Source organism: Wolbachia endosymbiont of Tetranychus urticae (assembly GCF_046529255.1).
Classification (GTDB): Bacteria; Pseudomonadota; Alphaproteobacteria; order Rickettsiales; family Anaplasmataceae; genus Wolbachia.
Genome location: NZ_CP114181.1, coordinates 1,607,891 through 1,629,011 on the forward strand (window position 1 = coordinate 1,607,891; position 21,121 = coordinate 1,629,011).

General features: G+C 34.0%; 21 protein-coding genes, 1 tRNA gene and 9 pseudogenes. 8 read left to right on the forward strand and 23 right to left on the reverse strand.

Annotated elements, in window-relative coordinates; all coding sequences use genetic code 11:
• Positions 1-2 precede the first annotated feature (2 nt).
• Positions 3-1,655, reverse strand: a complete 1,653-nt coding sequence (locus tag O1Q06_RS08440; RefSeq protein WP_410542658.1) for a 30S ribosomal protein S1 — start codon at positions 1,653-1,655, stop codon at positions 3-5.
• A gap of 103 nt (positions 1,656-1,758) precedes the next feature.
• Here O1Q06_RS08440 and trmB point away from each other — a divergent pair, with 103 nt between their 5' ends.
• Positions 1,759-2,403 carry a tRNA (guanosine(46)-N7)-methyltransferase TrmB gene (gene trmB / locus O1Q06_RS08445; RefSeq protein WP_410542659.1) on the forward strand — a complete coding sequence of 215 codons (645 nt, stop codon included), beginning with the start codon at positions 1,759-1,761 and terminating at the stop codon, positions 2,401-2,403.
• Positions 2,404-2,443: 40 nt separating this feature from the next.
• On the opposite strand, the gene O1Q06_RS08450 is transcribed toward trmB, so the two are convergent.
• The 3 genes and pseudogenes from O1Q06_RS08450 to terL all read right to left on the reverse strand — a co-directional run.
• Positions 2,444-2,635: a hypothetical protein gene (locus O1Q06_RS08450; protein ID WP_410542660.1), complete on the reverse strand. Its 192-nt coding sequence runs from the start codon at positions 2,633-2,635 to the stop codon at positions 2,444-2,446.
• On the reverse strand, positions 2,611-3,132 hold the full coding sequence (locus tag O1Q06_RS08455; RefSeq protein WP_006013204.1) for a pyrimidine dimer DNA glycosylase/endonuclease V: 522 nt from the start codon (positions 3,130-3,132) through the stop codon (positions 2,611-2,613). Before O1Q06_RS08455 ends, O1Q06_RS08450 begins: the two co-directional genes overlap by 25 nt.
• 130 nt (positions 3,133-3,262) lie before the next feature.
• Positions 3,263-3,652, reverse strand: a pseudogene (terL, locus tag O1Q06_RS08460) (phage terminase large subunit); the annotation flags it as partial.
• An 81-nt stretch (positions 3,653-3,733) separates the two neighbouring features.
• On the opposite strand from terL, the pseudogene O1Q06_RS08465 reads away from it, so the two are divergent.
• A pseudogene (locus O1Q06_RS08465) lies at positions 3,734-4,153 on the forward strand (IS630 family transposase); the annotation flags it as partial.
• On the opposite strand, the gene O1Q06_RS08470 reads toward O1Q06_RS08465, so the two are convergent.
• Positions 4,064-4,933, reverse strand: coding sequence for an IS982 family transposase (locus O1Q06_RS08470; RefSeq protein WP_410542661.1), 870 nt, complete (start codon positions 4,931-4,933; stop codon positions 4,064-4,066). The pseudogene O1Q06_RS08465 and the gene O1Q06_RS08470 sit on opposite strands and share 90 nt — an antisense overlap.
• Positions 4,934-5,020: 87 nt before the next feature.
• Here O1Q06_RS08470 and O1Q06_RS08475 point away from each other — a divergent pair.
• Positions 5,021-5,714 (forward strand): annotated as a pseudogene (locus O1Q06_RS08475) (IS630 family transposase); the annotation flags it as partial.
• A gap of 15 nt (positions 5,715-5,729) precedes the next feature.
• On the opposite strand, the pseudogene O1Q06_RS08480 reads toward O1Q06_RS08475, so the two are convergent.
• Positions 5,730-6,506, reverse strand: a pseudogene (locus O1Q06_RS08480) (terminase); the annotation flags it as partial.
• A 50-nt stretch (positions 6,507-6,556) separates the two neighbouring features.
• Here O1Q06_RS08480 and O1Q06_RS08485 point away from each other — a divergent pair.
• From O1Q06_RS08485 to O1Q06_RS08495, 3 genes are read left to right on the forward strand one after another with little or no spacing between them, the layout of a single operon-like run.
• The gene (locus tag O1Q06_RS08485) at positions 6,557-6,937 is read left to right on the forward strand and encodes an IS630 transposase-related protein (RefSeq protein WP_410542537.1); all 381 of its coding nucleotides are present in this window, start codon (positions 6,557-6,559) and stop codon (positions 6,935-6,937) included.
• 24 nt (positions 6,938-6,961) lie between these two features.
• A complete protein-coding gene (locus tag O1Q06_RS08490; RefSeq protein WP_410542566.1) occupies positions 6,962-7,306 on the forward strand; it encodes a transposase in 345 nt (114 codons plus the stop codon).
• 44 nt (positions 7,307-7,350) lie between these two features.
• Positions 7,351-8,805, forward strand: a complete 1,455-nt coding sequence (locus tag O1Q06_RS08495; RefSeq protein WP_410542423.1) for an IS4 family transposase — start codon at positions 7,351-7,353, stop codon at positions 8,803-8,805.
• On the opposite strand, the gene O1Q06_RS08500 is transcribed toward O1Q06_RS08495, so the two are convergent.
• The 5 genes and pseudogenes from O1Q06_RS08500 to O1Q06_RS08520 all read right to left on the reverse strand — a co-directional run.
• Positions 8,790-9,134, reverse strand: a complete 345-nt coding sequence (locus O1Q06_RS08500; RefSeq protein WP_410542578.1) for a transposase — start codon at positions 9,132-9,134, stop codon at positions 8,790-8,792. The two genes, O1Q06_RS08495 and O1Q06_RS08500, sit on opposite strands and share 16 nt — an antisense overlap.
• A gap of 56 nt (positions 9,135-9,190) precedes the next feature.
• Positions 9,191-9,538: a transposase gene (locus O1Q06_RS08505; protein ID WP_264336399.1), complete on the reverse strand. Its 348-nt coding sequence runs from the start codon at positions 9,536-9,538 to the stop codon at positions 9,191-9,193.
• Between the two features lie 31 nt (positions 9,539-9,569).
• A pseudogene (locus O1Q06_RS08510) lies at positions 9,570-9,689 on the reverse strand (IS630 family transposase); the annotation flags it as partial.
• Between the two features lie 14 nt (positions 9,690-9,703).
• On the reverse strand, positions 9,704-10,573 hold the full coding sequence (locus tag O1Q06_RS08515; RefSeq protein WP_410542605.1) for an IS982 family transposase: 870 nt from the start codon (positions 10,571-10,573) through the stop codon (positions 9,704-9,706).
• 87 nt (positions 10,574-10,660) lie between these two features.
• A pseudogene (locus tag O1Q06_RS08520) lies at positions 10,661-11,020 on the reverse strand (hypothetical protein); the annotation flags it as partial.
• 78 nt (positions 11,021-11,098) lie between these two features.
• Between O1Q06_RS08520 and O1Q06_RS08525 the strand changes: the two are divergent.
• Complete coding sequence (locus O1Q06_RS08525; protein WP_410542662.1) at positions 11,099-11,350, forward strand: hypothetical protein; 252 nt, start codon at positions 11,099-11,101, stop codon at positions 11,348-11,350.
• 185 nt (positions 11,351-11,535) lie between these two features.
• On the opposite strand, the gene ruvC is transcribed toward O1Q06_RS08525, so the two are convergent.
• The 10 genes and pseudogenes from ruvC to O1Q06_RS08575 form a co-directional block, all read right to left on the reverse strand.
• A complete protein-coding gene (ruvC, locus tag O1Q06_RS08530) occupies positions 11,536-12,033 on the reverse strand; it encodes a crossover junction endodeoxyribonuclease RuvC (protein WP_410542663.1) in 498 nt (165 codons plus the stop codon).
• Positions 12,034-12,861: a cytochrome c oxidase subunit 3 gene (locus tag O1Q06_RS08535; RefSeq protein ID WP_410542664.1), complete on the reverse strand. Its 828-nt coding sequence runs from the start codon at positions 12,859-12,861 to the stop codon at positions 12,034-12,036. It lies immediately after the preceding gene.
• Positions 12,862-12,908: 47 nt separating this feature from the next.
• Positions 12,909-13,568, reverse strand: a complete 660-nt coding sequence (locus O1Q06_RS08540; protein WP_410542665.1) for a TenA family protein — start codon at positions 13,566-13,568, stop codon at positions 12,909-12,911.
• Between the two features lie 39 nt (positions 13,569-13,607).
• Positions 13,608-14,273 carry a TenA family protein gene (locus O1Q06_RS08545; protein WP_410542666.1) on the reverse strand — a complete coding sequence of 222 codons (666 nt, stop codon included), beginning with the start codon at positions 14,271-14,273 and terminating at the stop codon, positions 13,608-13,610.
• Positions 14,274-14,383: 110 nt separating this feature from the next.
• On the reverse strand, positions 14,384-15,550 hold the full coding sequence (gene metK, locus O1Q06_RS08550) for a methionine adenosyltransferase (RefSeq protein ID WP_410542667.1): 1,167 nt from the start codon (positions 15,548-15,550) through the stop codon (positions 14,384-14,386).
• Positions 15,551-15,589: 39 nt separating this feature from the next.
• A tRNA-Ile gene (locus O1Q06_RS08555) sits at positions 15,590-15,666 on the reverse strand.
• A gap of 8 nt (positions 15,667-15,674) precedes the next feature.
• Positions 15,675-15,944, reverse strand: a complete 270-nt coding sequence (rpmA, locus tag O1Q06_RS08560) for a 50S ribosomal protein L27 (RefSeq protein WP_006012184.1) — start codon at positions 15,942-15,944, stop codon at positions 15,675-15,677.
• Between the two features lie 10 nt (positions 15,945-15,954).
• Positions 15,955-16,257, reverse strand: a complete 303-nt coding sequence (gene rplU, locus O1Q06_RS08565) for a 50S ribosomal protein L21 (RefSeq protein WP_410542668.1) — start codon at positions 16,255-16,257, stop codon at positions 15,955-15,957.
• 218 nt (positions 16,258-16,475) lie between these two features.
• A pseudogene (locus tag O1Q06_RS08570) lies at positions 16,476-16,916 on the reverse strand (acyloxyacyl hydrolase).
• Positions 16,917-17,033: 117 nt separating this feature from the next.
• Positions 17,034-17,240, reverse strand: a pseudogene (locus O1Q06_RS08575) (transposase); the annotation flags it as partial.
• A gap of 87 nt (positions 17,241-17,327) precedes the next feature.
• Between O1Q06_RS08575 and O1Q06_RS08580 the strand changes: the two are divergent.
• Positions 17,328-18,195 (forward strand): annotated as a pseudogene (locus O1Q06_RS08580) (IS982 family transposase).
• Positions 18,196-18,764: 569 nt separating this feature from the next.
• Here the strand turns inward: O1Q06_RS08580 and ruvX are convergent.
• Together ruvX and O1Q06_RS08590 are read right to left on the reverse strand one after the other, a co-directional pair.
• The gene (gene ruvX, locus O1Q06_RS08585; protein WP_410542669.1) at positions 18,765-19,232 is read right to left on the reverse strand and encodes a Holliday junction resolvase RuvX; all 468 of its coding nucleotides are present in this window, start codon (positions 19,230-19,232) and stop codon (positions 18,765-18,767) included.
• A 57-nt stretch (positions 19,233-19,289) separates the two neighbouring features.
• Entirely contained in the window at positions 19,290-21,074 is a 1,785-nt protein-coding gene (locus O1Q06_RS08590) for a ribonucleoside-diphosphate reductase subunit alpha (RefSeq protein WP_410542670.1), read from the reverse strand.
• Between the last annotated feature and the right edge of the window lie 47 nt (positions 21,075-21,121).

Here is a 21,121-nt window from a genome sequence, read left to right on the forward strand (position 1 = left end):
AGTTATTTGGCAGATAATATTATATTATATTTTTCAACACCTACTACTTCAACTTGTATTTTTTCTGATATAGAAAACTTTTTATTTTCTGGTAAATGCTCTTGATCTACTAAAAGGGTTACATTGTTCTCAATTTCAACGATTAGACCATTTTCCTCTCTCTTACTTACAGTAACCTGAATTTTATCCCCTACTTTAACTTTCTCTATCAGTTCTTCAAGAGGATCATACTCTATTTGTTTTACTCCAAGATAAATTCTTGTCCGATCTACGTTAGCCCTTATCACTTTTGCTTCTATTTCATCACCTGCATTATACTTTTTTATCTCATCTGAATTGTTTTTCGACCAACTTAGATTTTGCATATAAATTGTTCCTTCTACGTCCTCAGATATCTCAGAATTATCAAAAGTCACAGATATTTGTGAACCATTGTTGCTTTTAACTTTACCAGAAACAATAGAACCAAGAGGATATTTATCAATAAATACTTGCCAAGGATTCTCTACGCACCTTTTTGTGCTTAAACTCATCTTATTTTTAATAATGTCAATACCGAGAATTTTTACATCCACTTCTTGTCCTATTGTTACAAAACTACTAATTGGTAAATTACTCTTGCTCCAAGTTATTTCTGATGAGTGTACCAAACCCGCAATCCCAGGTTTAATCTCAACAATGAATCCACAATCTTTTATACCCGTTACGCATCCTTTGTGTACGCTGTTAATTGGACATTTTGACTCTAGATCTTGCCAAGGATTGTCTCCTAATTGTTTTACACCCAGGGAGATTTTTCCATTTTCTCTATCTATTTTTATAATTTTAGTTTTTATATGCTGACCACAAGAAAAAATTGCAGATGGATGACTTACATTACTCCAAGAGATATCCGTAATATGTAGCAGTCCATCTATAACTCCCACTGTATCTGATTCATGAATGCCAACAAATGCACCGTAGTGAGTGATGCTTTTTATTTTGCCTTCTACTACATCACCTTCATTTAAAGATTCTAAAAACTTAATTTTTTCACCAGCATGCAACTTCTCTAATACCAGCTTTCTTGATACTACAATATTCCCCTGCTTCTTATCCATTTTAAGAACGATGAATTTTTGTTCAGTTTCAATAAGGTGATTAGCATCTTTTATTTGCTTCAAATCCACATGACTCAGCGGTAAAAACGCACTTATTCCATCACCAAGATCAACAATAAAACCGCATTTAATTGAGCGTTTAATGATTCCTGTTACTTCATCTTTTGTAATTGCGCTTTCTTCCAATTTATTCCATTTTTCGTCTCTGATTGCTTTCTCACGACTAAGAACAACATTACCATGGTAATCTTCAATTCTTTCAACATAAACTCTAATTTTCGAGCCAACAGTGATATCATCATTACAACTGAGCTCCTTAATCAGAATTCTTCCGTCTGACTTTAAACCAACATCAACCACAATATCATTAGAATTTCTTCTTGTGATTATACCTTCTACCACATCTCCTTCTTTGATTTTGTTAGCAAAAGAATCTTCACAAAAGTCATTGTCTTGATTATCAAATTGATTTTGAAATATCTCTTCTATGAACCTATTTGATGATAGCCTCTTGATAGCAACTGTACTTTCCATACCTTTTAATTTTAACTTCATTAGAACTCATATATTATATAATATTAATAATTAGTGACAAGTAAATTCTCATTAATTCATTTCGAGAATTGCTTAAGCTATAAAAGATTAAGTTATGTAAGATATGTTATCTAGGAATAATAATTGGATTAGGTCATTTTCCAGAAGATCTAGGTTGAAGTTGAATGTTTTGGGGAAGTATTCTATTAAAAACAGCAAGGAATCTATAAAAAAGATCGTAGACTTACAAAAAAGAATACGGGTAGAAATAGGTTTTGGTAATGGCGAAAATATGCTTCATCAAGTATCCAATGAACCTGATCTATTATTTATAGGATGTGAGCCTTATTTAAAGGGGGTTTCTTCCTTGCTAAAAAGCATAGAAGCACACAGCATAAAAAATATTTTAATATGGACAGAAGATGCAAGAGAATTAATTGCCAATTTTCCTGACAACAGTGTTGAAAAATTCTTTATTCTCTTTCCAGATCCATGGCCAAAAAGAAGTCACAACAAAAGACGGTTAATTAATACGGAATTTTTAAATTTATTAGCAAAAAAAATACTTGTCACAGGGGAAATATTTATTGCAACTGATCATCAAGATTATGCAGAGTGGATAGAGTTACATATAAAGCAGTGTAACTCTTTAATCTATAAGGAAGATAGTTTTGCGAATTATACTCCTACAAAATACCACAGAAAAGCGCTAGAATATCAGAGTAAAATAAAGTTTTTTAAAGTAAGTGTTATGTCTAAACTGACTTAGATTTGCCTCTACTTGTTAGTACAGATGTGTACATGACACTCTACAGTGCAAACAGCCCATCATGTATTGGAAATAACAGTTCACTAAATTCTTTAATCTCACAAATAGAAAGATCAATAAACTTGATAAACATCAACATTATCGGCCAGCATTGCTTTTGTAGCTTCAATTTACCTTTTTTATGACCGATTTGGATAATTTTATAACCTATAGCATTTTGTCTAGCAACCAATCTGGTGCTTCTCTACCTTTTTCCCACTTAGCAAATCTCATCTTTTCTTTTAGGTAATATTCTCTATAGGCTTCTATTGGGTTACTACATTTATATCGATCAGGTAACGCTTGTGTAAAAGCTTGTATATCAGCTGATCGAAATATTAGCAAATCCTTGTTATTATCGCACCAATCTATAACTTCTTCGGATTTATGCGTTCTTTTGTATCGCAAGCTATATTCTATACACAATTCTTTTCCATGTTTTATTAACCAATCAAAGTTTCCTTTTGATTGTCTAGCCCATAAAGAACAAGGATGGTTTTTGTGAGTAAGTTTATATGGAACTTCTATATTCTGGTTTGTAATGCTGACTAAAGGATTTGGCTCTTTTAATGCTATTGAAAAAACACTGCTAAGCAATTGAGCAGTTTCTAGCGGCATTTTTACTATGTGCTTATCGCATAACATTTGTGCTGCAGTTACAGGATTTTCGTCTAATATAAAGATATTCATCTAAGCACCCAGAGATAGAATTTTTGCGTAGTATTTATTTCAATAAACCCTAAAATATCATTCAGAAAATGGATAAGTTAAATAAGCTCAGTTAAAAAAATTATACACAATTCCGAGGAACCTTTTCAAGCTACAATGAACGTATAGCTACCACTCTAGCAATATTGTTTCTCACCCACTGAAGATATTGCACGGTACTGTCTACTTGATCATCGTGACGGGTTTCTGGAAACATTAAAATCTCATATTCAAAGTCGCTAAGCCATACTGCTTGGTTAGGGAGAAAAACCCGCTCAGATTCTATAATTGGTACAATTCGGTGAAATCGAGTTAATTTGTCATCATGTGGTACTATTTGAATAATAGGTAAATCACTGTTTTTCCTGAGCTCCTGAACCAATTGCTGACCGCTTGCTTTTGCTTCGATTAAAATTGCGTGTGGCTTCCACCTTGCAGCCAGCGATAGAACTTTCTCTTTAAGTTTTGGATATTCAAGTTTTGCGCGATATACATCGAGTAATACCAATTCCCGCTATACAAGCAACGAATAGAAAATAATGGAAAAAAGCCATACTGAAGTAAGTAAAATAGCGAGGTTTAGATGGCATTAAGATCAAAATTATTGGATGAAAAAGTGGTGAAATCAGCAAAAGAGATGCTGAAGAGAGTAAGAAATAATGCGTATGTTGCAAAAAAACTAAATGCTGTCATTGCAGCAAAAAAGCACAGTATAACAGCTGTAGCAAAAATATGTTGCATTTCGAGAAAGGCAATTACTACATGGATAAAGCACATAAAATTTGGAAGAGAAGAAAAATTATTTGCTCCACCTCAACGCCGTAGAAAAACTATATTGAACCAAAGTCAACTTGAACGAATTGAGTTGTGGATAGAGGAAAACCCCAATATTACTATTAACGCTAATTCTGGATTAAGGAAGGAAGAAAGTATAGGAAATGGAAGGCTTTTTGGATTTCAAGGAATAGGAAATAAGAGTAGAAAAGATGTGAACCAAGAAATTAACGGGAGATCTATGGCGAGTATGTTCAATTTCAAGTCTATTTTTGAGGTAGCCAAAAATCGTCTCAATGATCGACCTTTTTCTCAGCAAAATCTTTTCATGTAGTGAAATTAATGCGTTTTTCATCCCCTTTTTCACCTTGGTAACAAGTTTCAAACCGCGGTTAAACAACTCTTGGAAAAGCTCTTTTTTAATATAGCCTTTATCACCAAACAAAAGACCGGTTAATTTCTTAGTTAGGTTTGCTACAGGCTCTCTATCGTCAACATTACCTCTTGTAAGCGTAAAAGCTTGAATTTCACCTTTCTCGTTAATTATCAAATGTAGTTTAAAGCCGAAAAACCAGCCATATGTACTCTTGCTTAATTTTGCAATTCCAGCAAAAACCTTATTTCTTGATATTCTTTTTGCATGGCAAACTGCAATAGGAGTTGTATCTATGTATGAGATTCCAGTAAGTTCTGACCATCCGCAAAGGCACTGTAATAGCATGGCTAAATGCCACAAAACCCTGGACTTTAGAGCAACAAACCTAGTGTATGAAGGCAACTTCGAAAACTCTGATTTGTAGAGCAATGTTAGGTAATGCAGGTAGAAAGCCTTAAAATTTTCACAGGGAGATTGCTGATACAGGAGGATTATTGTGATAATTTCCGAATGTGTAATTTCTGGCACTCTTGTGGGTTTTTTACCGTTTGGCAGTAGTTTATCTGCAAAATTTTTCTCTATATCTCTGCAAAAATCATCGACCAGACAAAACAGTTTTGTTATATCTTCCATGGGTAACCTCATCTATTTTTTTCTATTTGTTGAGTTTACCCTACTCTCCTGACTTTTCTATTCTCTTTTTAATCCAGAATTAGCGTTATTAGAGAAATGAGAATAAGAATCCAAGAAAGATTTGGTTTGAATATCAGAAAATCCGCAATACATCGTAATATGCAAAGAATGAAATTCTCATATATCACACCAAGACCAGTTCATAGTGGACAAGATAAAAACAAGCAAGAGGAGTTTAAAAAAAAACCTCAATGAAACTATTGTCATGCATTCTGAAAAAGAGCTATTTTTCTTCGATGAATCACGGTTTGGTACACATTCGAAAGTTGGACATGGGTGGTTTAAAAAAGGCAGTAGGACACAGGTTAAGGTAAAATTAGGTAGGGAAAATTTTTATCTCTATAGTGCAGTTAATCCCAGAAATGGAGAGAATTTTAGCTTATTTGCACCAAACGTCAACACTGATTGTATAAATATATTCCTTGAACAGATGTCGCAATATTTAGGAATACGAAAGGCTTTTCTCTTGATGGATTGCGCTAGTTGGCATAAGTCAAAAAATTTAAAGGCACCTAAAAATATCGAAATTATATACCTACCACCATACTCACCTGAACTCAATCCTGTTGAGAGGTTTTGGTTATATATAAAACAGAACATTTTGCGCAATAAAATCTACGATACAATTGTTCTGCTTGAATGCGCTTTGTGTAAATTTATTACCTCTCTTTCCCCTTCCACGGTTAAACAACTCTGCTATGCTTCTTATTTGGTTCATTAATAATGAGAATTGGTGTAAATAGAATGTATTATCTACTTTTGTCCAGGTAGTGCAGACACTAAAGTCACTTGTATTGTTTGTTGAAATTGCAGTATCCCAACTTTGTGTTACATGCAAGAGGCTATCAGGAAAATTTTTATAGCGCTTCAACCACTCTCGTTTAATTATACCACTTGAAAGTGGTATAGGGTTTTGTTGGTATTGAGCAGCAAAACCATAACTCCCAAGTCCAGCTTTTATCATCTCAATTTCTTCTTTTCCTTCAGTTAGGGAATACAACAATTGACCTTCTTTTCTTGAGTATATTTCCTGTTCATGCTCTGGAATATGATTATTAACTGAATAAATAATCTCCTTATCTTCAGCTATTATTGGTAAACAAACATGATGCCATATGTTTCTTGGTTTACAGAGGAGGTGACCAGTTAAATCTTCTAAATGGAGTCTGTGCATCACAAGAACGATAACTCCTTTTTTTCTGTCGTTGACCCTGGTTACTAAAGCCTGATCAAACCAGTTTGCAGCACGCTTTCTAAATGTTTCGCTCAAAGCTTGTGCGGGACTTAGTGGATCATCCACAATAATGAAATCTCCACCTTCACCGGTTAATGTTCCCCCAACTGATGTTGCAATTCGACATCCTCTTTGCACTGTTTGAAATTTATATTTAGTGTTTTGATCTTTGCATAATTCTACTTTCGGAAATAGCTCTCTATACCAATCAGATTGCATTATGCACCTTGTATCGAGTGAGTGCTTTTCGCTAAGCAACCGAGAATAACTTGCAACTATAGTATTTCCTAAAGTAAATGATAAAGGTATAATAGAGTATTTGAGTTATAATGGCATATAGTGTGGATTTAAGGGAAAAGGCAGTATTGATGATAGAAAAAGGGAAGACAAAGGTTGAGATAGCAGAGCTCATGGAGATAGGAATAGCAACGCTGTACCGCTGGTTAAAAAAGAAAGCTGCTGGTGAAAGCCTAAAGCCATCTAAAAACGGTAGCTTTATTCGAAAAATAGACCCAAAAATACTCGAAGAATATGTTACAAAGAATCCAGATCATACTCTGGCAGAGATGAAACAAAATCTTGGATTTGGAATAAATTCAATTTGGTATAGACTAAAACAGCTAAAAATTACTTTTAAAAAAAAGTCACACTATATCAAGAGCGCAATCAAGAAGATAGGCAGCAATTTATTGATAAAATCTCAAAAATAGACCATTCCAGCATCTTATATATAGATGAAGCAGGAGTTGATAATAAGTTATACCGAGAATATGGACGTGCTCCAAGAGGAAAGAAAATTTATGCAGATATTCCAGCGAGAGAGAATCAGTATAGTAGCCGGGTGGATTGGAATGAGATTTATTGCACCAATGACTTTCAAAGGTGGGTGTGACAAAGAGGTATTCAATATATGGTTGGAGAAACCTAAATTGCCACTTGGCACAACCATAGTTATGGATAATGCTACATTTCATAAGACCACTAAAACAAAATCATTAATAGAGTCTTTTGGCTGTCATGTGCTGTATCTTCCAACATATTCACCAGATTTGAATCCTCACTTTTACCCACAAGTATAAAAAGCAAGTAAGATAGAGAAAAATATACTTAAGATGAGGTAAAAATGTGTGAAGTAAATAGAAATGTACAATGTGCTGATGGCTTAGGAGATAAATGGCTAGAAAAAGAGTTGAGACATGTTAATCTGGGAGATGTAAGGCTTAATACAAGACTTATTAAAACAAGCTATTTAATAGAGAATAAGGCGTCTGGGTCAATTAGTCAAAGCTGTGTAGGATGGAAAGAAGCTAAAGGTGCATACAGATTATTTAGCAATGAGAAGCTTGAAGCTAAGGAAATTTATTCTTCCCATTATAAAGAAACTATGGAAAGGATAAAAGGAAATGAGCTGGTATTTTCAGTTCAAGATACAAGTTATTTGGATTTTGACTCTCATATAAAGACTAAGGGTCTAGGTAGTATTTCTAAAGCCTATACAAAATATAAAAAGGGTTTGTTATTGCACAGTAACTTAATGGTTAACAAAGACGGATTACCTTTAGGGCTATCTTCTCAACAGTGTTGGGCACGTTCTATCAGGGAAGAAACAGCCCAAGAAAAAGCAAACAGGAAATACCGTACTGCTATAAAGGAGAAAGAAAGCTATAAGTGGATAGCGGCACTAAAAGAAACCCTAAATAACCTCGCAGAAGGTGTACAGCTTGTTACTATTGGTGATAGGGAAGCAGATATTTTTAAGTTTTTATGGACTGTTGAATCATTGGACAGTTTTTATGTAATCCGCAACCGAACTAATAGGAAATTCATCTGTATTGAAGGGGGAAAAACGGATTTGCAAACACGTATAACTCAACTGCCTGTAAAAAAGGAAATTGTCTTGAATGTTGCTGAAAATAAATACCAGATCTCAAGAAAAGCTAACATTGAAGTCAGGTATATGAAAGGCTATATACCTATCAGATCTCCTTACATTTATGGATCGAAAGATACAGAGCATAAAATAAGTGATAAAATCGCTATATATGTAGTAAGTGCCAAAGAAACAAATCCTCCTGAAAGAGTAGAAGCTATTGATTGGACTTTGCTGACTAATGTACCAGTTAATAGCACTTTAGATGCTATAGAAAGGATAAATTGGTATAAGCTAAGATGGAAAATCGAGGAGTATTTTAGGATTTTAAAATCAGGATGTAAGGTAGAAAGCTCTCGTTTAGCTACAAAAGAAAGATTAGAGAAATTAATCGCTATAAAGAGCATTATTGCATTTAATATTTTATATTTAACAAAAATCGCTTTATCGAATCCTATGGAGGTTTGTACTAAGGTTTTAAGTAATGAAGAGTGGAAAACCCTTTACATACGTGAGCATAAAGTAGCCAAATTGCCAGAAGAACCTCCAAACATAAAACAAGCTATTATTTGGTTAGGAAAATTAGGTGGATTTATGAATAGAAAAAGTGATAATTTACCAGGAACTATGACTCTATGGCGTGGTTATGAAAACCTCAGGGAAAGCATGGTTATGCTTCGCATAATGACCTCTCAAAGTTGTGGGTAAAAGTGAGGATTCAAATCTGGTGAATATGTTGGAAGATACAGCACATGACAGCCAAAAGACTCTATTAATGATTTTGTTTTAGTGGTCTTATGAAATGTAGCATTATCCATAACTATGGTTGTGCCAAGTGGCAATTTAGGTTTCTCCAACCATATATTGAATACCTCTTTGTCACACCCACCTTTGAAAGTCATTGGTGCAATAAATCTCATTCCAATCCACCCGGCTACTATACCGATTCTCTCTCGCTGGAATATCTGCATAAATTTTCTTTCCTCTTGGAGCACGTCCATATTCTCGGTATAACTTATTATCAACTCCTGCTTCATCTATATATAAGATGCTGGAATGGTCTATTTTTGAGATTTTATCAATAAATTGCTGCCTATCTTCTTGATTGCGCTCTTGATATAGTGTGACTTTTTTTTAAAGTAATTTTTAGCTGTTTTAGTCTATACCAAATTGAATTTATTCCAAATCCAAGATTTTGTTTCATCTCTGCCAGAGTATGATCTGGATTCTTTGTAACATATTCTTCGAGTATTTTTGGGTCTATTTTTCGAATAAAGCTACCGTTTTTAGATGGCTTTAGGCTTTCACCAGCAGCTTTCTTTTTTAACCAGCGGTACAGCGTTGCTATTCCTATCTCCATGAGCTCTGCTATCTCAACCTTTGTCTTCCCTTTTTCTATCATCAATACTGCCTTTTCCCTTAAATCCACACTATATGCCATTATAACTCAAATACTCTATTATACCTTTATCATTTACTTTAGGAAATACTATAGCATTGTCAAGAATGACAGTTTGTCCAGGTTCCAAGATTGGTGTCAAAAATTGCTCAAACCATCCATTAAAAACATCCATATTACAGTGGCCTTCAAAACGCTAATTCTGGATTAAGGAAGGAAGAAAGTATAGGAAATGGAAGGCTTTTTGGATTTCAAGGAATAGGAAATGAGAGTAGAAAAGATGTGAACCAAGAAATTAACGGGAGATCTATGGCGAGTATGTTCAATTTCAAGTCTATTTTTGAGGTAGCCAAAAATCGTCTCAATGATCGACCTTTTTCTCAGCAAAATCTTTTCATGTAGTGAAATTAATGTGTTTTTCATCCCCTTTTTCACCTTGGTAACAAGTTTCAAACCGCGGTTAAACAACTCTTGGAAAAGCTCTTTTTTAATATAGCCTTTATCACCAAACAAAAGACCGGTTAATTTCTTAGTTAGGTTTGCTACAGGCTCTCTATCGTCAACATTACCTCTTGTAAGCGTAAAAGCTTGAATTTCACCTTTCTCGTTAATTATCAAATGTAGTTTAAAGCCGAAAAACCAGCCATATGTACTCTTGCTTAATTTTGCAATTCCAGCAAAAACCTTATTTCTTGATATTCTTTTTGCATGGCAAACTGCAATAGGAGTTGTATCTATGTATGAGATTCCAGTAAGTTCTGACCATCCGCAAAGGCACTGTAATAGCATGGCTAAATGCCACAAAACCCTGGGCTTTAGAGCAACAAACCTAGTGTATGAAGGCAACTTCGAAAACTCTGATTTGTAGAGCAATGTTAGGTAATGCAGGTAGAAAGCCTTAAAATTTTCACAGGGAGATTGCTGATACAGGAGGATTATTGTGATAATTTCCGAATGTGTAATTTCTGGCACTCTTGTGGGTTTTTTACCGTTTGGCAGTAGTTTGTCTGCAAAATTTTTCTCTATATCTCTGCAAAAATCATCGACCAGACAAAACAGTTTTGTTATATCTTCCATGGGTAACCTCATCTATTTTTTTCTATTTGTTGAGTTTACCCTACTCTCCTGACTTTTCTATTCTCTTTTTAATCCAGAATTAGCGTTAATAGTAATATTGGGGTTTTCCTCTATCCACAACTCAATTCGTTCAAGTTGACTTTGGTTCAATATAGTTTTTCTACGGCGTTGAGGTGGAGCAAATAATTTTTCTTCTCTTCCAAATTTTATGTGCTTTATCCATGTAGTAATTGCCTTTCTCGAAATGCAACATATTTTTGCTACAGCTGTTATACTGTGCTTTTTTGCTGCAATTACAGCATTTAGTTTTTTTGCAACATACGCATTATTTCTTACTCTCTTCAGCATCTCTTTTGCTGATTTCACCACTTTTTCATCCAATAATTTTGATCTTAATGCCCATCTAAACCTCGCTATTTTACTTACTTCAGTATGGCTTTTTTCCATTATTTTCTATTCGTTGCTTGTATAGCGGGAATTGGTATTAGTTATAGTTATGAAAAGGTCCAGATAATTATACAAAATATGACTGGAAATTATAAATTTGGTGGTAAAGAGCATTCTTATATAAAGCTGCGTGAAGATCAGTCTTATACTGCAACATTACCGACTCGAGAAGAAAGAGAGAGCAATATTCAAGAAATAAGAAAGATACTGTCCAAAAATAGGTCACGAGAGAAAGAACAGTCATCCACAAATTCCAGCACAATAGGTAAACCTTTAGCAACAAAAATAAATAGTTTACAAATTGAAGCTAAAAACTCCGTAGAAAGATAGTAAAGCTTAAACAGATAAAAAGTGAATCGCAAATAGTGATTCACTACTTGTCTTCATTATAGATAGAAGATAGTTATATTATTGCTGCAGCAATTTCTGCTATATTCTAAATCTGATAACTGATATGTATTTATAATTAGATGCAAGATTTCAAAAATCCACGCCTTACAAGTTTAAAATTTGAATTAACTACCAATTCTCATAAAACAAGAATTTCTCGTATAAGCATGACAAATTGCTGTAGCAAGAGCATCAGCAGTATGGTAACATTTTATATTTGAGCTTTTAACTATTTGCTTTACCATAAATATAATCTGACCCTTATCAGCATGACCATTTCCAGTAATGCTCTTTTTTATATAGTTTGCATCATATTCATTCATGGGTAAAGCCGTCATTCGTAATATTAAAATTGCAATTGCTCTTGCATATCCTAAAGTTAGCGAAGATTTTGGATTCTTATTAATAAAAATTTTTTCTACAGCAGCTTCATTTGGAGAGTATAGGAAAATTACTTTCTTTAATTGTTCAAAAATTATATGTAGACGTTCACCTACACCCAATTTACCATCAGTTGATATGGTACCGCCACCCAAAAATTTAATATTATTCTTTTCTTCCAGTCTAATAATGGCCCAACCAGTCTTACTCATCCCTGGATCTAGGCCTATTATTTTAATCACTTAATAAATGCTTAACCAATAAATAAACAGAAATAAAAATATCCAGACTAGATCGACAAAGTGCCAATACCAAGAAGCAAACTCAAAGCATAAGTGATCTTGAGGTGTAAATTGATCTTTTCGAGCTCTAAATAAACATACTGACAAAAATATTATACCTATTATAACATGCACACAATGAAAACCAGTAATCATGTAAAAGTTGGATGTATAGATAAGTTTCTCTCCCGCTTCTTGTAGAGAAAAACTTGCTTCATAATACTCAATTGCTTGCACTATTATAAAGAACATCCCAAGCAATATAGTTATAGACAGCATTTTAATCATGCTTTTTTTATCATTTTCAAGTAAAAAATGATGTGCTGAAGTAATTGTTGTACCAGAAAGCAATAATATTAGTGTATTCATAAATGGTAACGACCACGGATCCGGTGGTAAAATCCCTTCAGGGGGCCATTCAACTTTTTTTGTAGGAGAAAACGCTTCAAATAAAAAAACCGGATCAAGCCAGGCTTTAAAGAATGAACAAAAGAACGCTATAAAAAACACAACTTCCGAGAGGATAAATAAGTACATTGCAAGCTTGAGTCCATGTTTTACAATGGCAGTATGGCATTTATCATAAATTGCTTCTCTTATTACATCTCTCCACCAATAAAACAGCACTCCTGATACCGCAGAGATTCCCAAAACTAAACCAAATATTCCAGAAACTTGTTTATGGAGTGTACCAACTAATCCAAGTGCAAGAATAAGAATTGCTGCTGATATAGCAATTGGCCAGGGACTTGGGTCCACTAAATGAAAATCATGTTCTTTGCTTTTCATATCACCTTCAAAAATACATATCAAGCATACAAATTAGCTTAAAATTGTCAATATTTCTTAAAATCTTGATCAAATTTTGAAAAATTATATGCGCTATTCCAAAAGTCTAACTCAAATTGTGCTGTTATTTTAAATAATTCAAGCATTCTGGTTCTTTCACTTTCCCTTGCTTTGTTACAATACTCGTCAACAATATCTTCCAAAGCAACACATCCAGATTCCATCAAGCTACTGCTAAAAAAATCAAACCAATCCTTATACCTATTATTTTTTTTAATTTTACTTCTCATACTACCAATAACAACTTTATATATAAAATGGCAAGAGTAAATAACTGTTACAGCTTCATAAATGTCGCTATACGAAGTAGACAAAAGAAAGTTAGTAAAATTGAAACACTCTAGCGACTTTTCTCCACGATTTATAGAGTATACAGCAAAGTAGTGGTCGCATAACACTCTTATAATCTCTATTCCTCCTTGAGCCACCTCAATTAATGGAACAATGTTGTTACAACTCTCCATTTTTGATGCAATAATTAAAACAGTACGAACATAATCAGCTACAAAAAATGCATCTTGTTGTATATAAAACTTGAAATTTTCTATGTTTAAAGTATTGTTTGCTAATTCAACATTGAAAGGATGCTCAATAATATCCTTTAAAAGATTTGACCCATAATAACTTTTAATTATACCACTAAACATCACATAAACTAGAATATAATTTAGTGTTAATACTACAGACTATGCTAGAGAATACATCTCATCCCAAAACATTATTTCTAGCTCTAGACCTCTCTTAAAAAACTCACGCATCTTTTTCCTCTCATAATCACCAGCCTTTGCATATAGATTATTTGCAACGTCAGTAACTTGATTAATCGTAGCATTCATTACTGTGTTATTATAGATATCAATCCACCCTTGATATCTGTGATCTTCAACTTTTTTAGGCATAACCTCTCCTACCATATGATTTATAATAATTTGGTATATATTAAAACAAGGATAAGACGCTGCTAAAGCTTCAGCAACAGAATTATGATATGCAGCACGCATAAAAAAGTCAGTAAAAGCAGAACAAGATTTTGATTTTTTATGATTATCGGATAAATCACAAGTCTCAAAATATTCAGTATACTGCTTTCGAACCACAAATGTTCCCCTTGCTACATTAACCAAACTGCCCATTATTTCAATGTCATCAACTTTAGCTGCAATAATCAATAAAGCACGAGTACAGTCCACTAAATATAAAAAATCCTGCTGAAGATAAAATTTAAACTTTTCATAATCTAGAGTACTGTTCATTAATTCAACATTGAAAGGATGTTTTATTATTTTTTCAATAAGGCCAGATGACTCTCTTACAGCAATATCGTAAAATTCTTCTTTTGGTTTGTCGGACATCTTGTAAGCCTCATAAATATTAAAACTGGTATAATTACTAAAAAGTTACTTACAATTTAATAATAAGTTATTATATCAGTATCAAGCTAGAAATAAAAGAGTTTAATAGTTTAAAGAAATTCTCTCTTTTTTTCTTCTATATTAAATTCTTTACAAAAATCAGTAGATAAGTCCACACCTTCCCAAGAAAATCCACCATCACTTTCCGATTCTTTACCAAAATGCCCATAGCAGGCTGTACGTTTATATATAGGACGATTAAGTGATAAATGTCTTATTATGCCTTTAGTTGATAAATCTATGTTACCTTCAATAAACCCTTTAATCCTCTCTTCATCTATTGTATTCGTGCCAAATGTATCAATGTAAAATGAAGTAGGTTTTGAGACACCAATTGCATAAGAAAGCTGCACAAGACAACGTTCAGCTAAACCTGCAAAGACAATATTTTTAGCAAGGTATCTCGCCATACAAGCCGCGGATCTATCAACTTTTGTTGCATCTTTTCCAGAAAACGCTCCTCCACCATGTGGAATATAGCCTCCATAAGTATCAACCATAATTTTTCGTCCGGTTAATCCACAATCACCAACTGGTCCGCCAATAACAAATCTACCTGTTGGATTGACTAAGAGATTTTCTTTAGGGCACATCCACCCTTCAGGTAAAGATGAAGCTATGTAAGGATAAATTATTTCCTTCACTTTCGATTGACTCAGATCCTCAAGATGCTGTATTGAAACAACAATACTTTCAGCACGCACTGGAAGGTTATTCTCATACGCCAAAGTGATTTGCGATTTTGCATCCGGACCAAGCTTTACCCCTTTGACCATACTCATGATATTTCTCAGAATCGAGTGTGCATAAAAAATGGGTGCCGGCATGAGGCTTTCTGTCTCTATTGTTGCATAGCCATACATTATGCCCTGATCCCCAGCACCTTGATCCACACCTATTGCAATGTCATTTGATTGTTCATGTAGCAATATATTTACTTTCACTGTTTCCCAGTGGAAACCATCATGCTCATAACCAATACCTTTTATTGTATTCCGTACAATACTTTCAATCTTGCTATTTTCAATGTTCGGCCCAAATACTTCCCCAGCTATAATAACATTATCTTTAGTAACTAAAGTCTCTATTGCAGTACGAGAGGAAGAGTCATTAAAAAGGTATTCGTCAAGTATTGCATCTGAAATCTGGTCTGCTACTTTGTCTGGATGACCGGCTGCTACTGATTCACTGGTTACTGAATTCTTATGTAAAACCATCGTTTAGTTACACAATATCAAAACTATTGCAAATTTAAATGGTGGGTCTGGGAAGAGTTGAACCTCCGACCTCACGCTTATCAGGCGTGCGCTCTAACCACCTGAGCTACAGACCCGTATCTATTCAAGCCAAGGCTTGCATATCATCTGTAGGCACAACATCAATAAACGTCTTTTTATTTGCTGATTTTCTAAAACTCACCCAGCCTTTCGTTTTAGCAAAAATTGTATGATCTTTACCCATACCAACATTCTTTCCAGGATGAAATTTTGTACCTCTTTGACGTACAATTATGTTACCTGGAATAACCTCACCATTCTTCTTTATCCCGAGCCGACGCCCTGCCGAATCTCTACCATTACAGGAACTACCACCTGATTTTTTAGTTGCCATATCTTACCTCTTACTTTTGAAGACTAATTTCATTGATACGAAGAACAGTAATATACTGCCTATGACCATTTTTCCTACGGTAATTTTTTCTTCTCTTTTTCTTAAAGATTATATTTTTTTTATCTCTACACTGCTCCAGTACTTCAGCTTTAACAACAGCATTAGATGAACAAGATAAGCCATTGTTTGAAACACAAATCACTTTATTGATTTCCACTTCCTCTTTTTCTTCAGCTTGTAATCTTTCTACTTTAATTATGCTGCCTTTTTTTACTAAATACTGCTTTCCACCAGTTTCGATTACTGCAAACATGACAAATATCAATTATTGTTATTAACACTAATCGTAAATGATGTTACACATACTGTCAATATAAATAAAAACATGAAATACTTCTACCTTTATCTGCTTTTCCTCGTGGAGAGTAGTCAAGTTTTAAAACTTGACTACTCTCCAATTCTCTTAGTCTCATGAAAACTTTACGACGTTAATAAAAACTCAAGCTTTCACTAAAAACATTCAATCGGAGCTTATAAATTAAAACTCATTCCATGTTCAAACCCATGAGAAAAATTACTGAACTTGTGAAGTTTATAGCCAGCGAAAACATTCGTTCTCTCAGAAAGTGGAAGATTAATACCAGCACCTATCTGGTAGGAAAAAACTTTTTACGTCTGGCTGTTGACCTTGCTGTGCTGGTAGAGATACTTTAGCTCCACCTCCTACACCAAAAGTAACATAAGGGGTAATATCCGTACTTTCAAATTGATGATGATAATGAAGCTTTGCCATGAATCCTAACTCTGCCAAAGATCCTCCAAACAAAACAGATTTCAATACAGGACCAGCTGAAATTTTATGCTATCTGTATAATGATAGCCAAGCTCATAATTAATATCAAGATTACCATATGACGACGAAGTATAGATTTTATCTCTAATCCAATCAACTCCAAAAGACGGTGCTGACAGAGAACAGCAGACTACTAAAGTAAGTAATTTTTTTCATTTTCACCCTCTAACCATGAATATACGCATATATACTCACAGAAAAGTTAAAAATCACATAACTTATACCAATTCTCATTATTAATAAACCAAATAAGAAGCATAGCAGAGTTGTTTAACCGTGGAAGGGGAAAGAGAGGTAATAAATTTACACAAAGCGCATTCAAGCAGAACAATTGTATCGTAGATTTTATTGCGTAAAATGTTCTGTTTTATATATAACCAAAACCTCTCAACAGGATTGAGTTCAGGTGAGTATGGTGGTAGGTATATAATTTCGATATTTTTAACGCTAATTCTGGATTAAAAAGAGAATAGAAAAGTCAGGAGAGTAGGGTAAACTCAACAAATAGAAAAAAATAGATGAGGTTACCCATGGAAGATATAACAAAACTGTTTTGTCTGGTCGATGATTTTTGCAGAGATATAGAGAAAAATTTTGCAGATAAACTACTGCCAAACGGTAAAACCCACAAGAGTGCCAGAAATTACACATTCGGAAATTATCACAATAATCCTCCTGTATCAGCAATCTCCCTGTGAAAATTTTAAGGCTTTCTACCTGCATTACCTAACATTGCTCTACAAATCAGAGTTTTCGAAGTTGCCTTCATACACTAGGTTTGTTGCTCTAAAGTCCAGGGTTTTGTGGCATTTAGCCATGCTATTACAGTGCCTTTGCGGATGGTCAGAACTTACTGGAATCTCATACATAGATACAACTCCTATTGCAGTTTGCCATGCAAAAAGAATATCAAGAAATAAGGTTTTTGCTGGAATTGCAAAATTAAGCAAGAGTACATATGGCTGGTTTTTCGGCTTTAAACTACATTTGATAATTAACGAGAAAGGTGAAATTCAAGCTTTTACGCTTACAAGAGGTAATGTTGACGATAGAGAGCCTGTAGCAAACCTAACTAAGAAATTAACCGGTCTTTTGTTTGGTGATAAAGGCTATATTAAAAAAGAGCTTTTCCAAGAGTTGTTTAACCGCGGTTTGAAACTTGTTACCAAGGTGAAAAAGGGGATGAAAAACGCATTAATTTCACTACATGAAAAGATTTTGCTGAGAAAAAGGTCGATCATTGAGACGATTTTTGGCTACCTCAAAAGTAGACTTGAAATTGAACATACTCGCCATAGATCTCCCGTTAATTTCTTGGTTCACATCTTTTCTACTCTTATTTCCTATTCCTTGAAATCCAAAAAGCCTTCCATTTCCTATACTTTCTTCCTTCCTTAATCCAGAATTAGCGTTTTGAGGAGATTCAAACTCTCTAACAAGCTTAAGTTGCCCTTCCTCCTGTAAATAGCAAATCTCTGTGTACTTGCTAAGTTTTAGTTTATTCTGTGCAAGATATTTGAGGGTACGGGCCACAAGTTTCCCATTCTCTTCACAATAGTATATTCTGTACACATAGTACATTCCCTTGCTTACTAATTCACACGTATCATAGTAATCTTGGTAACCTTCTCTAACAATCTGATCAATTTTTTCTTTATGTGCACCAAATTCATGATTTTGCAACGAAAGATGTTTATACAATATTTCTTAAACTTCTTTTCATCTAGCTTTGATGACGGTTCTGTAAAGTATTTTAATGAAGGTTGAGTATTTTTATGAGCTGTTTCACGGTTTCATTCATAGTTATCTTCTCATTTACATGCTTAAATTATACCAATATTTTTAATATTGTTAATAATTAGATTAATTATCTCATTTATACTTATAATAACTTAATATATCTCTCTCTTGTTTAATAGTTAGTGTTGTGAATTAAGCTAAAAAAATGACAGAAACGGAACCAATAGCTATTTAACTGCATTTATCTTATCCAATGTTCGTTGCAGAATAATACATGCAGCAATTTTATCATCTATTTTTTTTGATTTTGTGATTGATATTCCAATAATTTTTAGTGCGTGAGTTGCAAGAGATGTTGATAGACTTTCGTCTTGTAGGTATATGTGTACTTTGCACTTTTTTATTATTTTATTTGCAAACTGGATTATTACTTTGCACCATTCGGTCTCTTGTTCATCTATTGTGAATGGTAGTCCTATTACCATTGATCCAGCTTCATTTTCTTTAAGCACTCTATTTAGATAACCTAAATCTTTGCTCATATTTCTTCTATAATATATACTATGAGCTGTAGCTATAAGCTGTGTTTTATCACTAAATGCTATGCCTGTTTGTTTTTCTCCCATATCAAGGCACATTATACGTTTATCTCTTGGAATAGACTTTAGAAATTCATCTGGATTTCTATGTAGCATCTATGAAAACATAACTTTTGTAGAATTGTATTTTTGTGACAGTAAGTTATGTACAGTCTACTGACATGATAGGCATTCATCATAATTAATATCTGTTTTTTGCTGCAGTATTTCGCTTTTTTTGAATATATCATGAGAAATCTTGTCAGCTCTCTGCATTGATTGTGACCTGCAGTAGTATAAGCTCTTTAATCCTTTTTTCCAAGCAAGCATATGTATTTTATGTAAGTAACGTTTATGCACATTGGCAGGTAAGAACAGATTTACTGATTGAGATTGACAAATATAAGGAGTTCTATCACTTGCATGTTCTATGATCCATTGTTGATCAAGTTCGTATGCTGTTTTAAATGTCAGTTTTTCATGCTTGCTAAGAAAATCTAAATGCTGAACAGAACCCTCATTTGTTGAAATTGAGGACCATGTTTCATCATTGTCTTGATTTTTTTCTGCTAGTAGTTTTTGCAAGAATTTATTTCGTACTACAAATGAACCTGTAAGTGTCTTCTGTATAAATACGTTTGCTGCATACGGCTCTATTCCAGGAGAAGTGTTGCCTGCGATAATCGAAATTGAGGCAGTTGGAGCAATAGCGAGCTTATGTGTAAACCTTTCCATTAGATCGATTTCTTTAGCGTCAAGACATGGCCCTTTTTCTTCTGCTAATTTTTTAGAAACTACATCTGCTTGCTCGCGCAAATGCTTAAATATTTTTTTATTCCATTGTTGGGCTGTTACTGATTCAAAAGGAACCATTTTACTTTGTAAAAATGAATGAAAACCCATCACGCCAAGACCGATACTACGCTCTCTTATTGCGGAATATTTTGCTCGCTGTATTTCATTTGGTGCTTGGTTTATGAAATCCTCTAATACATTATCAAGAAAACGCATTATATCTTCTATGAAAAGCTCATTATCTTTCCATTCTTCGTAGTATTCAAGATTTACGGATGATAAACAACATACAGCAGTGCGTGACTTTTTCAGGTGATCGTAACCTGTAGTTAAAGTTATTTCACTGCATAGGTTTGACATTTTGATGTCTAAGTTGAGTTTTTTGTAAGATTCTGGCTTATTGTTATTTGTTGCATCAAGGAAAATAATGTAAGGTTCTCCAGTTTCAACTCTTGCTGTTAATATTTTAATCCATATATCCCGTGCTTTTACTGTTGAAATAACTTTATTGTTATGAGGGCTTATTAAATCCCATTCTTGATCATCTTCAACAGCTTGCATAAACTTATCTGTTACTATTACAGCATGATGTATATTTAATGCTTTGCGATTTGGGTCACCACCAGTTGGCTTGCGTAAATCTAGAAACTCTTCTATTTCTGGATGCCATACAGGAAGATAAACTGCTGAGCTTCCTCTTCTTAAGGATCCTTGGCTGATTGCAAGCGTCAGAGCATTTTGTACTACGATAAATGGCACAATTCCTGATGTTTTACCGCTACCTTTGACACTTTCACCAATTGAACGTAAATTTCCCCAATAACTACCTATTCCACCACCACGTGCAGCGAGCCAAACATTTTCATTCCATAAATCAACTATTCCCTGCAAGCTATCTTCAGTTTCGTTAAGAAAGCAGGAAATAGGCAATCCTCTCTTGGTACCACCATTACTAAGTATTGGAGTTGAAGGCATGAACCATAAATTGCTCATGTAATCATAAAGACGCTGTGCATGCCCTTTATTATCAGAGTAGTAATTGGCAATACGTATAAAGAGATCTTGATAACTTTCATTTTCTATTAAATACCTGTCCAATAGAACTGCTTTTCCAAAATCAGTTAATTTACTATCCTTTGCGTAGTTAATAGCAATGTAATTCATAAGACTCCCTTTATGATAATATAGACATTTATTTGAGCGATTTCTCG

Bases quoted from the DNA above. Each gene is read 5' to 3' on its own strand.
- O1Q06_RS08545 (WP_410542666.1), bottom strand. From the start codon at position 14,273: ATGTCCGACAAACCAAAAGAAGAATTTTACGATATTGCTGTAAGAGAG.
- O1Q06_RS08590 (WP_410542670.1), bottom strand. From the start codon at position 21,074: ATGAATTACATTGCTATTAACTACGCAAAGGATAGTAAATTAACTGAT.
- rplU (WP_410542668.1), bottom strand. From the start codon at position 16,257: ATGTTTGCAGTAATCGAAACTGGTGGAAAGCAGTATTTAGTAAAAAAA.
- O1Q06_RS08485 (WP_410542537.1), top strand. From the start codon at position 6,557: ATGGCATATAGTGTGGATTTAAGGGAAAAGGCAGTATTGATGATAGAA.
- rpmA (WP_006012184.1), bottom strand. From the start codon at position 15,944: ATGGCAACTAAAAAATCAGGTGGTAGTTCCTGTAATGGTAGAGATTCG.
- O1Q06_RS08440 (WP_410542658.1), bottom strand. From the start codon at position 1,655: ATGAAGTTAAAATTAAAAGGTATGGAAAGTACAGTTGCTATCAAGAGG.
- O1Q06_RS08535 (WP_410542664.1), bottom strand. From the start codon at position 12,861: ATGAAAAGCAAAGAACATGATTTTCATTTAGTGGACCCAAGTCCCTGG.
- trmB (WP_410542659.1), top strand. From the start codon at position 1,759: ATGTTATCTAGGAATAATAATTGGATTAGGTCATTTTCCAGAAGATCT.
- metK (WP_410542667.1), bottom strand. From the start codon at position 15,550: ATGGTTTTACATAAGAATTCAGTAACCAGTGAATCAGTAGCAGCCGGT.
- O1Q06_RS08500 (WP_410542578.1), bottom strand. From the start codon at position 9,134: ATGAAGCAGGAGTTGATAATAAGTTATACCGAGAATATGGACGTGCTC.
- O1Q06_RS08525 (WP_410542662.1), top strand. From the start codon at position 11,099: ATGACTGGAAATTATAAATTTGGTGGTAAAGAGCATTCTTATATAAAG.
- O1Q06_RS08455 (WP_006013204.1), bottom strand. From the start codon at position 3,132: ATGAATATCTTTATATTAGACGAAAATCCTGTAACTGCAGCACAAATG.
- O1Q06_RS08515 (WP_410542605.1), bottom strand. From the start codon at position 10,573: ATGGAAGATATAACAAAACTGTTTTGTCTGGTCGATGATTTTTGCAGA.
- O1Q06_RS08495 (WP_410542423.1), top strand. From the start codon at position 7,351: ATGTGTGAAGTAAATAGAAATGTACAATGTGCTGATGGCTTAGGAGAT.
- O1Q06_RS08490 (WP_410542566.1), top strand. From the start codon at position 6,962: ATGAAGCAGGAGTTGATAATAAGTTATACCGAGAATATGGACGTGCTC.
- ruvX (WP_410542669.1), bottom strand. From the start codon at position 19,232: ATGCTACATAGAAATCCAGATGAATTTCTAAAGTCTATTCCAAGAGAT.
- O1Q06_RS08540 (WP_410542665.1), bottom strand. From the start codon at position 13,568: ATGTTTAGTGGTATAATTAAAAGTTATTATGGGTCAAATCTTTTAAAG.
- O1Q06_RS08470 (WP_410542661.1), bottom strand. From the start codon at position 4,933: ATGGAAGATATAACAAAACTGTTTTGTCTGGTCGATGATTTTTGCAGA.
- O1Q06_RS08505 (WP_264336399.1), bottom strand. From the start codon at position 9,538: ATGGCATATAGTGTGGATTTAAGGGAAAAGGCAGTATTGATGATAGAA.